We start from the raw sequence: 13901 nt of genomic DNA, 5'->3' as shown, positions 1-13901 counted from the left end.
CGGCTCAATTTTACGAAGAAAGCGGCATTCCTTTCGCCCCGAGGTGGCCACGCGTGTGGCAGTAGCGCGAACTTTGTAGTTCGCGCCCCCGCGCCGTTTGGGCGCTTATCGTTCCGGGGCGCAAACTGCACAGCCTGCGTCCTCGCGCCGTTTGGGTGACTATCGTTCCGGGGCGCGAACTACAAAGTTCGCGCTACTGCTGGCGGCCGCTCCTCGCCCCAACGGAATCATTTGCCCCAAAAACGTATTTTTACCCACGCATCCCACCCAACCCCTTCTGCCCATGCAAACGATGACCTCGCCCGAAGTACAGGCCCACCCTGCCCACGACTTCCTACCCCTCAACGGCACCGACTACCTGGAATTCTACGTCGGCAACGCCAAGCAGTCGGCCTACTACTACCAGGCTGCGTTCGGCTTTGAGTTGGTGGCCTACTCCGGCCCCGAAACCGGCGTGCGCGACCGGGCCAGCTACGTGCTGCAGCAAAACAAAATCCGCTTCGTCCTCACCACCTCCCTCCTGCCCGACTCCGACATCACCCGGCACGTGGCCCAGCACGGCGACGGCGTGAAGGTGATGGCCCTGTGGGTGGACGACGCCCGCAAATCCTTCGAAGAAACCACCAAGCGCGGCGCCAAAGTGGCGTTTGAGCCCTACACCATCGAGGACGAGCACGGCTCTGTGACGATGGCCGGCATTTACACCTACGGCGAAACCGTGCACACTTTCGTGGAGCGCAGTAACTACACCGGGCCGTTTCTGCCGGGCTTCGTGGCCAGAACCAGCGGCGTGCCGCAGGGCGCGCCCGTGGGTTTGCAGGTGGTCGACCACTGCGTGGGCAACGTGGGCTGGGGCGAGATGAACCAGTGGGTGAAGTTCTACGAAGACGTAATGGGCTTCAAACTGCTCATCACCTTCGACGACGACGACATCAGCACCGAATATTCGGCTTTGATGAGCAAGGTGGTCAGCAACGGCAACGGCTTCGTGAAGTTCCCCATCAACGAGCCCGCCGAAGGCAAGAAGAAAAGCCAGATTGAAGAGTATCTGGACTTCTACCACTCGCCCGGCGTGCAGCACATGGCCCTCATCACCAACGATATCCGCACGACCGTGACGGAGCTGCGCCGCCGCGGCGTGGAGTTTCTGCAGGTGCCCGCCACCTACTACGACGACCTGTTGGACCGCGTCGGCCACATCGACGAAGACCTCGACAGCATCCGCGACCTGAACCTGCTCGTAGACCGCGACGAGGAAGGCTACCTCCTCCAGATTTTCACCAAGCCCGTAGAAGACCGTCCGACCGTATTCTTCGAAATCATCCAGCGCAAAGGCGCCAAGAGCTTCGGCAAAGGCAACTTCAAGGCCCTGTTCGAAGCCATTGAGCGCGAGCAGGCCCTGCGCGGCAACCTATAATCCGGCCCGTCATGCAGAGGCGCAGCCGAAGCATCTCGCTAGTGTAGTAATCCAGTCATGTTGGGTAGCGCGAGGAATCTTGCTGGTGTCTGGTATTGATTTACTACACTGGCGAGATTCCTCGCTGCACTCGGAATGACGTTCTTTTTCTTTTCTTCCTTCCTCCAGAATATGGCCCTTACCCCCGACATTCAAGCGAAAATCAATACCTGGCTCACCGGTGGCTACGACGCCGAGACGCAGACTGAAATCCGGCAGCTGCAGGCTGACAACCAGGATGATTTTCTGTCGGATGCCTTCTACCGCAACCTGGAATTTGGCACCGGTGGCCTGCGGGGCATTATGGGGCCCGGCTCCAACCGCATGAACCGCTACACGCTGGGCATGGCGGCGCAGGGTTTGAGCAACTACCTGCTCCAGCAGTTCGCGGGCCAGGAAATCAAGGTGGCCGTGGCGCACGACTCGCGCAACAACAGCCGCGCCTTTGCTGAAATGGTGGCGGGCGTTTTCTCGGCCAACGGCATTACAGTGTACCTGTTTGAGGCGCTGCGGCCCACGCCGGAACTGTCGTTTACCATCCGACACCTGGGCTGCCAAAGCGGCTGCGTTATCACGGCCTCGCACAACCCCAAGGAGTACAACGGCTTCAAGGTGTACTGGAACGACGGCGCCCAGGTGGTAGCCCCGCACGACAAGAACATCATCCGCGAAGTTGAAGCCATCCAGGGCGTCGAGCAGGTGAAATTCCAGGCCGACACCACGCGGATTCACAGCATCGGCGCCGAGGTGGATGCCGCCTACCTGGCCAAGGTGAAGGAGCTGAGCATTAACCCAGCCGCTATCCAGCGCCAGCACGACCTGAAAATCGTATTTACGCCGATTCATGGCACCGGCATCACGCTGGTGCCGCAGGCGCTGGCGCAGCTGGGCTTCACCAACGTATCGGTGGTAGAGGCCCAGGCCACCCCCGACGGCAATTTCCCGACGGTGCTGTCGCCCAACCCCGAGGAGCAAGTAGCCATGCAGATGGCCCTGGACCAGGCCAAAGCCCTCGATGCCGACATCGTGCTGGCCACCGACCCCGACTCGGACCGGGTGGGCATTGCGGTGAAGAACACCCGCGGTGAGTGGGTACTGGTGAACGGCAACCAGACAGCCGCCCTGCTAACCTACTACGTGCTGTCGGCGCGGCAGCAGGCTGGCAAGAAGACCGACAAGGACTTCATCGTGTACACCATCGTAACCAGCGAGGTGCTCGGCGACATTGCCCGCTCCTACGACGTGCAGAGCTACCAGACCCTGACCGGCTTCAAGTACATTGCCGGCCTGATCCGGGACCTGGAAGGCGAAGCCAACTACGTGGGCGGTGGCGAGGAAAGCTATGGCTACATGCTCGGCGACTTCGTGCGCGACAAGGATGCCGTATCGGCCTGCACCCTGCTGGCCGAAATGGCGGCCGTGGCCAAAGACAACGGCCACTCGCTCTACGAGGAGATGACGCGCATGTACGCCCAGTACGGCCTCTACAAAGAGCACCTGATTTCGCTCACGAAGAAAGGCCAGCGCGGCGCCGAAGAAATCCAGGAAATGATGGCCGAGCTGCGCGCTATGCCGCCTGCTACTATTGCCGGCCAGCCCGTGGTGGAGCTGCGCGACTACAAAACCGGCCTCATCCGCGACCTGCGCACCGGCCTGGAAACGCCCACCGGCCTGGAAAGCAGCAATGTGCTACAGTTCATTCTGGAAGATGGCAGCAAGATTTCGGCGCGGCCTTCGGGCACCGAGCCCAAAATCAAGTTCTACTTCAGCGTGCGTCACCCGCTGAAGTCGCACGTCGATTTTGAGTTGGCGGAGCGTCAGGCCCAAGAGAAGATTCAGGCCATCATCGAAGACATGCAGTTGAAATAATCCTGCGCCTTCCTGCTGTTGCCTACCAGCGAAAAGCCCCGATTACATGTGTAGTCGGGGCTTTTTGCTGGTGGGTAGCAGTGGGCCGCATAGTTATTGTTCAAAGACCACATAATCTGCATTGTTTTTTTGCCGACGGCCTTATGTGAAGCTAGGTGCCTTCATAGCAAAGCAGGCACCAAAACCAGCCTATCAGCTTGTGCGATAAGCGTACAAAGCACCTATAAAAACTCTGTTTCCAGCCAATTAAGCTATTTATAAGACTTGCTTTTGCTTTTCTCAGACGCTAGTTTTGGTTGTATCCCTAAGGGCTTCAGGGCTAAGATTGAGCTCGGCCCCTGCATCCGGAATAATAGCCGCTGCCATGAGCAGCCTTTGCAATTTTTTGAGTGAGAAAGTGAGGCAAACAGGACGGGGCTTCCCTGTCCTGTTTCTCGCTGGCCTCCTGCTCGACTATCTCCCTTCATGAATCAATTGGTTAGAGCTAGCCGATTTCCCGTGCGGCGGCTGTACTACTTTTTGCTGTTGCTAATAGGTAGCGGGCTGTGGGCTGCCCCTGCAGCCGCCCAGCCCCTAAGCATGCTGCATACCAAAGGCACTGCGCTGCTGGACGCCCAAAACCAACCTGTGGTGTTGCGCGGCATCAATGTAGGCGGCTGGCTGCTGCAGGAGAGTTACATTCTCCGCACCGATTCTTTGAACTCCCAATGGCGCATTCAGCAGGGTATGCTACGCACCATGCCCGAGGCGGAAATGGAGGACTTCTACCGCCGCTACCGGGCCGGATTCGTCACCAAAGCCGATATCGACTTCATTGCCCGGCAGGGTTTCAACTGCGTGCGGCTGCCGCTGCACTATGACCTGTTTCTGACCGCAGCCCAGCGCCGCGTCCGCACCCGCGCCCTTCAGAATCCGCGCCACGTGGAGGCCTACGTACAGGCGCTCAGCACCTGGTACGACCAGAACCAGCTGTTTACGGACGCTGTAAATCTGGAAGGCTTCCGCCTGATTGATGACGTACTGCGCTGGTGTGCTGCCAACCGCCTCTACGTGGTGCTGGACCTGCACGCTGCCCCCGGCGGCCAGGGCGCCGACCGCAACATCAGTGACTGTCTGGTGCCGCTGGACCTGTGGAAACGCCGCGACGCCAAAGGCCGTCTTCTCTACCAAGACCTTACGGTGAGGCTCTGGCAGCAGCTTTCAGCACGTTACCGCAACGATGCGCGCGTAGCACTCTACGATTTCATTAATGAGCCCAACGGTATGACCACCGCCAACGGCCTAGCCGGCGACAATTCGGAACTGAGCGAATTGTACAGCCGCCTGATAGATGTAGTGCGTGCTCAGAACGACCAACATGTGGTGCTGCTGGAAGGCAATGGCTACGGCAACGAGTACACCAACCTGACGCCCGACAAGCTGCGCACTGCGCACAAAGGCAACATTATGTACAACGCGCACCGCTACTGGTGCACCAATGACGCCGCAGCTTCAGACACCAACCCATTACAAATCAACCTACTGCACAACTTGGTAGCTTTCCGTGACCAATGGCAGGTGCCAGTGTGGGTGGGCGAAACCGGCGAGAACTCCAACGAGTGGTTTGCCGCTGCCGTGCAGGAACTCAACCAGCAGAACATTGGCTGGTGCCACTGGACGCTGAAACGGGTAGATGGCCGCACCAGCCTGCTGAGCGTGCCCCGCTACGGCAGCGTACTGACCCCGGCCGGCCGTGCGGCTCTATTGCGCAACAGCGCGTTTGGCAACTGCACCATAAATACCGATGTGGTAGCGGCCCTCACCCGCCCCACTGCCGCCCCAGCCGCCTTCGGGCCGCATGTGGTGCCCGGCACCATACAGGCCGCCGACTACGACCTGGGCCGCCTGGGCCAGGCCTACTCCGATACCTACGCCACCCGAACCGACTTCCGCAACCACACTCCCCACAACTCTGGCAACGCCTACCGCAACGACGGCGTGGACATCGAGGCCGTGACGGATGATGCCTCCAGCGGCTTTGCTGTGAGCCACATGGAAGCCGGCGAGTGGCTGAATTACACCGTAACTGTGCCCCAGACCACCGCCTGCGCTGTGCAGATACGCACCCGCAACCCGGCGGCCACTACGGCCCAATTGCTCATCAAACTCAATGGCCAACAGAGTATTGGAACCACAGCTGTGCCCAGCGGCAGCGGCTGGCAAACGCTGCCGGTTGGCAATGTGCAGCTGTCGGCTGGCACGCATACGGTGCAACTTTATGTGCAGCAGCCGGGAGCCGTAGTAAGTTGGCTGCAGTTTGTGCCATTGGCCGGGCCTCGTTGATTCCCGTGAATACAGGAGTTTCTTTAACTTAGAGATTCCCATGCCAACTCTGCCCTTCCTTATTTCCCGTTTCAACCTGATAGCCACCGCCCGTCTACTGTGGGTGCTGGCTATACTAGGTGTCAGCTTCGCGGCCCGGGCCGAGCGTCCTCTTCCACTCGATGCTCGCCAACCGGAAATTTTCGTCAGCCCCCTCAACTATAGCATCCTCGAAGACCCTACGGGGCAGCTCACACTGCGCGATGTGCAGCAGCCCCGGTATGCTGGCCGTTTTGTGTCGGGGGCACGCGTGGCGACCAACATGGAGCACCCTGGCTCAGCCTACTGGCTGCGCCTGACGGTGCAGGCCATTGGCCCGCAGCCGCAACACTGGTACCTGGAGCTGTTCGACTCCCACCTCAACGACATCTTCTTTTTTCCAAAGTCTCCCTCCGAACAAGGCCGCATCCATACCGGTGCCGACCGTCCGTTCACTACCCGGCCTTATCGCTACAAAAACTATCTGCTGCAGCTACCAGTGGCCGACAATCAGCCGCATACCTACTACCTGCGGCTGCAGTCCAATTCGCGCACCAGCTTCCTGTCGAAGATGCGGACCGAGCAGGGCATTGCCGAGCACTTTCAGATGGAATATGGGCTGCTGGGTGCCTTCTATGGCATGCTGCTCATCATGATTATCTACAACTTCTGCCTGTTCTGTTTCACCGGCGAGCAGACCTACCTGCGCTATGTGCTATACGTACTTAGCTGTAGCCTGGTCTTTCTGTCCGAGGATGGTCTGGGCTTCCAATACCTGTGGCCCGGTCATCCGTGGCTCAATCGGGTGGTAGATGTTGCGTCGGCCCCGCTGCTGCTGCTCACCTTCGGCTACTATGCGCGCCAGTTTCTGGATACGCCCCAGCGCCTGCCCCGCTACGACCAATGGCTGCGGGCCGTGGTGCTGCTGAGCGTGGCAGCCCTGCTGCTCGACGGCATCTGGTGGAAAACCGGGATGGGTATGGGCTTGTATCTGCTGCCCTACGGCATGCTGTTTTTCGCGGCTCTACGCGTGTGGCAGCGTGGCTTCCTGCCGGCCCGTTTTGTGCTGCTGGCCCACTCCTTGGTAGCTGTCAGCGTGTTGTTTCTAATCTTGCGCAAGCTTGGCATTCATACCTTCACCAATACCTACACGGTGTATAGCATGAATGCGGCCTTCGTGGTGGAGGTGGTGGTGCTGTCTTACGCACTGGGAGAGAAAATCCGCGCCATCCAGCACGCCACCCTCAAGGCCCAGCACCGCTTGGTGAAACAGCTACGCAAAAAGCACGATGTACAGCACCGGCTGGTAGAGCAGCTCCGCCAGAATGAAGAGCTCAAAGACCAGTTGAACTCGGAACTGGAAAACCTGGTGGCGCAGCGCACGGCCGAGTTGCAGCGCCAAGGCGAAACCATTGCCTCCCAGAACCGCGACTTGGTACAGGCCAACGGCCTGCTGGCATTGCAGTCGGCGGCTATTGAAAAGCTGAACACCGACCTGCAGCGCGACCTGCAAAAGGCCCAGACAGCCCGCGTCTTGTCGCAGGAAGTGGACTTCGGCGAATTCAGCCAGATCTATCCCGACAAGGAAGCCTGCCTTACCTACCTCGCAGATCTGAAGTGGGCCCACGGCTACCACTGCCGCAAGTGCGGCCACGACAATTATTGCGAGGGCCGCGAGGCGCTTTCGCGCCGCTGCACCCGTTGCCGTTACGTGGAGTCGGCTACAGCTTACACACTGTTGCAGAAATGCAAGTTTTCGATTGTGAAGGCATTTTATGCGGTGTTTTTGTTGCACACCCATAACGGCAGCTACTCGGCGCAGGAGCTGTCCCGAGTGCTCGATCTGCGGCGTGCTACCTGCTGGAGCTTCAGTCAGAAAGTGCTGGAAGCCATGCGCCGCCAACCCGCCGACCCCTCCGGTGAGGACAGCTGGACCCGCCTTCTGCTGGATGATAGCGGCACGGAGCTAGATGAGTCTGCCGACGAGGAACTGGCGGTTGCGGGCGAGTCAGGCTTGGGTTTAGAGCATGAACCAGCCAAAGCAAAAAGCAAGCAAAAAAAAGTGGGCTAAGGCCCTTTTTTTTTGCTTGTTTTTTACCCGTTAGCCGGGCCTATAGGGAATATAGGATTCGGGAATAATAACGGCGAAATGGCACCCAAAAGTGGGTGCTGTAAGCGTACAAGTATGCGTGCGATGTAAGCGAAAATCGGCCTTCCCGGCACTGCCAGCGGGGTTTCTTGCTTGATTTTTAAGAAAAATGGCGGATACCTTTGATCATCCCCCCGCCCTTATGATCCTTTCTGTCCCCTTCCCATGCCTGCTTTGGGTGAGTGAAGACCCACTCGTTTGCTTGGCAGACCGTGCCGACCGGCACCCGACCAAGGCTCACGCCCGCGCATCACCTGTGCGCCGGCCTTGAGCTCTTACGCAGGGCTCCTGCCCGCTCCCACTTCCTTCTGAGCGCCCGGTGCACCTGCTATTCCGCAGGTGCCTGATAGCCGGCCAACCAGCAACCCATCTAACCGTGAGTTGCCACTCACTAGCGGGAGTCTACCTCGTTTTCCTGTGCGACTTTCCGGCCTGCCCGCAGGGCATTCCGACCGTCGTTTTCAAATTCCCACACTCTTCCCCACTTCCTACACATGAACCGCAATCAATACTCGTATCTCGGGTTCCGGCGCGTGGTGCCTCTCGCAGCCTATGGGCTGTTGAGCCTGGCGTCGCCGCTGGCGGCCCAAGCCGCTCTGGCGCCCGACTCCCGCTTGGCCCTCGTGGCCGACGTTCCGGTTTCGGGGCGGATTACGCAGCGCAACGGCGACGCGCTGCCCGGTGTGACGATTATCGTTCAGGGAACCACTATCGGGACCAGCTCCGACGCCAACGGTAACTTCTCGCTATCGGTACCCGATGGCAGCACACTGATCATCAGTTCTATCGGCTTCACACGTCAGGAAGTTCGCATCAACGGTGCCAACCCTTCCCTGAACGTGGTACTGGTAGACGACGCCAAGGCCCTGAGCGAAGTGGTAGTAGTTGGCTACGGCACCCAGGAGCGTGGCAGCGTAACGGGCGCTATTTCATCGGTTGGAGCTGCAGAAATCGTGCGCCAGCCGGTGGCCGATGCCACGCAGGCCATCCAGGGCAAAGTGTCCGGCGTAACGGTGATATCGAACGGCGGGGCGCCCGGTGGGGCTTCCGGCACGGCCGTGCGGGTGCGCGGCATCACGTCGGCCGGCAACAACAACCCGCTGTACGTGGTTGACGGCTTCCCGCTGCCCGACGGCGGCGACAACCAGCTCAACGCCATCAGCCCCAACGACATCGAGTCGATTGACATTCTGAAGGACGCTTCGGCTACGGCCATTTACGGGGTGCGCGCCGCCAACGGCGTGGTCATCATCACCACCAAGCGTGGCAAAGCCGGCCGCACCAACGTCAACCTCGACGTGTACCGCGGCGTGCAGACCGTGGCCCGCCGCCTGGATCTGCTCAGTGCCTCGGAGTACGCTGTTATCAACAACGAAAGCCGCCTGGCCAAGGGCCTGCCCATTGTGGTAGACAAGCTGCGCGACCCGGCCTCGCTGGGCGAAGGCACCGACTGGCAGGACCTGGTGTTCCGCCGGGCCCAGATTCAGAACTACTCCCTCTCGGCCACCGGCGGCAGCGAAAAGGCGCGCTATGCCGTGTCGGGCACGTATTTCCAGCAGGACGGTATCATCATCGGCACCAACTTCGAGCGGTTTACGATACGGGCCAACGGCGACGTGCAGATCGGCAAAATGCTGAAGCTGGGCAACAACATCCAGCTCACGCACCTGGAAGACCGTCAGGTAACCACCAACAGCGGCGAGTACGGCACGGTGCAGCAGATGCTGCGCATCCCGGCCACCGTGCAGCCCTACCGGCCCGATGGCTACTGGTACCAGCCCAGTTCGGGCGCTGACAACTTCATCGAGGAAAACCCACTGGCCAGCGCCCTGATCAACAACCAGAAGTTCACGCGCAACCGGGCCCTGACCACGTTCTTCGCCGAGCTGGAGCCTCTCAAAGGCCTGCGCTTCCGCACCAACGTGGGCGTCGACTTCATCTTCGACAACTTCAACCGCTTCACGCCCAAAGGCCCCGAGCTGGCTGGCTACACCCAGCGCTACTCTACGGCCAGCGCCGAAGCCAGATCCAGCTACGCTCCCACGTATCTGATTGAAAACACGGCCACTTACGACCGCCTGTTTGCCGATAAGCACCAGCTGACGGTACTGCTGGGCCAGTCGGCGCAGGAGTTCAACTTCAGCAACGTAGTGGCTAACCGCCAGGGCTACTTGCGCAACGACCTGCAGGTAATCAACGTCGGCCCCATCAACTCGCAGCTCAGCAACGAAGGTGCCATTAGCCCGCCCCAGCGGCTGGCCAGCTACTTCGGGCGCGTGAACTACGAGTTTGCCGGCAAGTACCTGCTTTCGGCCGTGGCCCGCTACGACGGCTCGTCGGTATTCCCGCCCGGTGAGAAGTTCGGCTTCTTCCCCGGCGTATCGGTGGGCTGGCGCATTTCGGAGGAAGGTTTCCTGGACGGCAACAGCACCATCAGCAACCTGAAGCTGCGTGCCGGCTACGGCAAAGTGGGCAACCCCCTGAACGCGGGTCGCTTCGCCTCGCTGTACACCATCAACTTCGGCGCCATCTACCCGCTCGGGCCCGATGGCACCATCAACACTGGAGCCGCGCCTACCCGCCTCGCCAACCCCGAGCTGCGCTGGGAAACCAACAACCAAACGAACATCGGGGTGGATGTGGGTTTCCTCGACAACCGCTTCGAAGCCAGCCTCGACCTCTACAACCGCAACTCGCCCAACCTGATTGCGCCGGTGCCGCCGTCTTTGGTGTCGGGTACGTTTGAGACCGTGAACACCAACGCGGCATCGGCCTACAACCGGGGCATCGACTTCTCGTTTACCTCGCGCAACGTGCAGGGCAGCGGGCAGGCCTTCACCTGGACCACCCTGTTCAACATTTCGGCCTACAAGACGCGGCTGGAGTCGCTGGGCTCGGGCGTACCATACAACGGCCCCAACTTCCTGAGCAACAGCGCAGTGGTTCGCTACGATGTTAACCAAGCCTTTGGCTCGTTCTACGGCTTCGTGGCCGACGGCCTGTTCCAGACGGCCGACGAGGTAAATGCCGCGCCCCGGCAGGAAACCGGCACCGCCCCCGGCGACATCCGGTTTAAGGATCTGAACGGCGACGGGGTCATCACGGCGGCCGGCGACCGGACGTTTATCGGCAACCCCAACCCCGATTTCACTTACGGCATCACCAACACGCTGGGCTTTAAAGGCTTCGACCTGAGCTTCTTCATCCAGGGCGTGCAAGGCAACGATGTGTACAACATCAACCGCTTCATCACGGAAAGCGCCCTGTACGGGTCCAACAACGGCACCACCCGCGTGCTGAACCGCTGGACCGGCCCCGGTACCAGCAACGACGTGCCCCGCGCCATTGACGGCGACCCTAACACCAACCTGCGCGTATCGTCGCACTTCGTGGAAGACGGCTCCTACGTACGCCTCAAAAACCTGACGTTCGGCTACACGCTGCCGCAGAGCTTGCTGAGCCGCATTTCGGCCACGCAGGTGCGCTTCTACGTGACGGCCCAGAACCTGGCCACGCTCACCAAATACACCGGCTACGACCCCGAAGTAAGCCCTAGCGGCATCGACCTGGGCGTGTATCCGCAGGCCCGCGTGTTCATGGGCGGCCTCAATATCGGGTTCTAATTTTCTCCCTACAGCTCTACTGCAATGACTATTTCCAAATACGCTTGCGGCGCTTTCCTGCTGTCGCTGGGCTTGCTCACCGGCTGCGGTGAGAAATTCCTGGAAGAAACCCCTTCCGACCAGATTACGGACGCCAACTTTTACCGCACCCAGGACGACGCCATCCAGGCCGTAACGGCCTCCTACAGCGAGCTGACCAAGGAAGGCCAGTACAACCTGGCGCTGTGGGCCATGGACATCATGGCCGACATTTCTACCACCGGCGGTGGCGGCGGCAGCGACGGTATCGAGTATACCCAGCTCGACGACTACAACATCCCGACCACCAATACCGTGGCCAACCGCCTCTGGGGTGGCTGCTTCATCGGGCTGCAGCGCGCCAACCTAGTGCTGCAAAAGGTGCCGGACATTCAGGGCATGGACCCTGCCATCAAGCAGCGCTGCCTGGGTGAGGCGCAGTTCCTGCGGGCCAAATATTACTTCGACCTGGTTCGGGCCTTCGGCGACGTGCCGCTGTTCACGACCCCGCCTTCCGGGCCGGCGCAGGTGTACATCCCGCGCACGCCGGCTGCCGACGTGTACCGCCAGATTGAGCAGGACCTGACCGATGCCTTCAACAACCTGCCGCCCTCCTACAGCGGCGCCGACCTGGGCCGGGCCACCAAGTGGGCCGCCGCCGGTCTGCTGGCCAAGGTGTACCTGACCGATGGCAAGAAAACCGAAGCCGCCCAGTGGGCCCGCCAGGTTATCAACAACTCCGGCAAAAGCCTGTGGCCTAACTACGGCGACAACTTCAAGATTGAAAACGAGAACGGCCGGGAGTCGCTGTTTGAGGTGCAGTACGTGAGCGGCCGCAACGGCTACGAGCGCAACAACGTGGGCTTCAGCGGCAACGAATTCTTCGCCCCCCGCGGCTCCGGCACCACGCCGGCCGGTGGCGGCTACGGCTTCAACATTCCGGAGCCCGACTTCGTGAGCGGCTACGAAACCGGCGACACGCGCAAAGCCGTGACCATCTGGGTGCCCGGCGACCCGTATCCGGCCGGCAGCGCTACACCTGCGCAGCTGCCGCAGGCCCCCGGCTCGCCCTTCGGCTTCAACTGCAAGAAGTGGTTCATTGGTAAGGTGAACACCAACATCTGGGACTCGGGCCTCAACATTCCGGTGCTGCGCCTGGCCGATGTGTACCTGATTCTGGCCGAGGCCGTAGGCCCTACGCCCGAAGGACTAGAAGCCATCAACAAGGTGCGCCGCCGCGCCTTCGGCCTGCCCATCAACACGCCTTCCACCGCCCGCGACCTGACGGCCGCCACGTCTAACTTCACTGACGCCGTGCTGCGGGAGCGGAAGTACGAGCTGGCCTTCGAGTTTGACCGCTGGTTTGACCTGAAGCGCTACGCCGGTACCCCCAACGGCCTGGTGCCACGCATGACCCAGCAGTCGGCCTTCCTGCGCACGCTCAACATTCAGCGCGGCGTGCCCACCGACAAAAACCTGGTGCTGCCCATTCCGCAGAGCGAGATGGACGCCAACCCGGCGCTGGTGCAGAACCCTGGCTACTAAGCCGCCTGCTTTCCCCCTTCCACGATTTTCAGCCTGATGTTCATGAAAACCCACTTTCATAAAGCAGCCCTGCTACTGCTGAGCGGCTCCCTGCTGCTGGGCGCCTGCAAGAAAGACGACACCGGCAGCCTCGACGGCGCGGTACCGGCTTCTGATTTCACCTTCACGACGCGTACCGTAGGCTTCACCACCGAAGTCACCTTCACGGCCACCAACACCGACGCCTTCCTCTACCAGTGGGAGTTCGGTGACGGCACCGTGGGCTCGGGCCCGCAGATTACGCACACTTACTCGGCCAGCGGCCCGGTAAAACCCCGCTTGGTTACGGCCTACCGGGGCGGCACCAGCGTATCGGCCCAGAAGGAAATTGTGCTGCCACCGGTGTTCGAGCTGGTGAAGACGGTGCTTACGGGCGGCTCGTCGCGCACCTGGGTGCTCGACGACACCCAGAACGCGCCCATCATCGTGGGCCCCAACGACGCTGACCCCGGCGGATACTTCTCCGGCAGCCCGGCTGGCTCACTGCCTGCCTGCCAGGCCGACGATGAATTCACGTTCAGCACGGCCAACGTGTACACCTACGACGCCAAGGCCCAGACCTTTGTGGCTGGCGGCGGCGGGTGCCAGGCGCCGCGCTCCGGCACCTCGGCCTTCACCTTTGGGGCGCCCACGGGCCCCGGCCTGGCGCAGTTCGTGCTGGCCCGCACCGGCGCATTCATTGGCATCACCGATGCGCCCGACCTGGTGTACCGCGTGCTGTCCATCGACAACCAGCGCATGGTGCTGCGCGCCGGCCGCCCCACGGCAGGCGTCGTATTCACAATGAAACTGCGCGTTAAGCCGTAAGCACACCGCCGCCAACCGCCGGCCCCGCCAATCAATGCGGGGTCGGCGGCTGACG

Annotated in this window: 7 protein-coding genes; all 7 read left to right on the top strand. The window is 60.9% G+C overall.

The features are described 5' to 3' along the window. Positions 1-283: 283 nt before the first annotated feature. The 7 genes from hppD to N008_RS14780 all read left to right on the top strand — a co-directional run bounded on the left by hppD (position 284) and on the right by N008_RS14780 (position 13846). On the top strand, positions 284-1417 hold the full coding sequence (hppD, locus tag N008_RS14810; RefSeq protein ID WP_197062867.1) for a 4-hydroxyphenylpyruvate dioxygenase: 1134 nt from the start codon (positions 284-286) through the stop codon (positions 1415-1417). Between the two features lie 171 nt (positions 1418-1588). Beyond that, positions 1589-3325, top strand: a complete 1737-nt coding sequence (locus N008_RS14805) for a phospho-sugar mutase (protein ID WP_044018855.1) — start codon at positions 1589-1591, stop codon at positions 3323-3325. Between the two features lie 579 nt (positions 3326-3904). Next, a complete protein-coding gene (locus tag N008_RS21730) occupies positions 3905-5647 on the top strand; it encodes a cellulase family glycosylhydrolase (protein ID WP_052381589.1) in 1743 nt (580 codons plus the stop codon). A 40-nt stretch (positions 5648-5687) separates the two neighbouring features. After that, positions 5688-7736 carry a 7TM diverse intracellular signaling domain-containing protein gene (locus tag N008_RS14795; protein WP_044017088.1) on the top strand — a complete coding sequence of 683 codons (2049 nt, stop codon included), beginning with the start codon at positions 5688-5690 and terminating at the stop codon, positions 7734-7736. Between the two features lie 572 nt (positions 7737-8308). Further along, complete coding sequence (locus N008_RS14790; protein WP_052381588.1) at positions 8309-11437, top strand: SusC/RagA family TonB-linked outer membrane protein; 3129 nt, start codon at positions 8309-8311, stop codon at positions 11435-11437. A 24-nt stretch (positions 11438-11461) separates the two neighbouring features. Next, entirely contained in the window at positions 11462-13000 is a 1539-nt protein-coding gene (locus N008_RS14785; protein ID WP_044017086.1) for a RagB/SusD family nutrient uptake outer membrane protein, read from the top strand. 42 nt (positions 13001-13042) lie between these two features. Continuing rightward, positions 13043-13846 (top strand): PKD domain-containing protein, encoded by an 804-nt coding sequence (locus tag N008_RS14780; RefSeq protein WP_197062866.1) that lies wholly within the window; start codon positions 13043-13045, stop codon positions 13844-13846. The last annotated feature ends 55 nt before the right edge of the window (positions 13847-13901 follow it).

Source organism: Hymenobacter sp. APR13, from assembly GCF_000737515.1.
GTDB lineage: Bacteria > Bacteroidota > Bacteroidia > Cytophagales > Hymenobacteraceae > Hymenobacter.
The sequence above is the reverse complement of the archived record's forward strand: the minus strand, read 5'-3'. Positions and strand labels throughout refer to the sequence as shown.

Excerpts from the sequence above, each read along its gene's own strand:
- hppD (WP_197062867.1), top strand. The coding sequence starts at position 284 with ATGCAAACGATGACCTCGCCCGAAGTACAGGCCCACCCTGCCCACGAC.
- N008_RS14805 (WP_044018855.1), top strand. The coding sequence starts at position 1,589 with ATGGCCCTTACCCCCGACATTCAAGCGAAAATCAATACCTGGCTCACC.
- N008_RS21730 (WP_052381589.1), top strand. The coding sequence starts at position 3,905 with ATGCTGCATACCAAAGGCACTGCGCTGCTGGACGCCCAAAACCAACCT.
- N008_RS14795 (WP_044017088.1), top strand. The coding sequence starts at position 5,688 with ATGCCAACTCTGCCCTTCCTTATTTCCCGTTTCAACCTGATAGCCACC.
- N008_RS14790 (WP_052381588.1), top strand. The coding sequence starts at position 8,309 with ATGAACCGCAATCAATACTCGTATCTCGGGTTCCGGCGCGTGGTGCCT.
- N008_RS14785 (WP_044017086.1), top strand. The coding sequence starts at position 11,462 with ATGACTATTTCCAAATACGCTTGCGGCGCTTTCCTGCTGTCGCTGGGC.
- N008_RS14780 (WP_197062866.1), top strand. The coding sequence starts at position 13,043 with ATGAAAACCCACTTTCATAAAGCAGCCCTGCTACTGCTGAGCGGCTCC.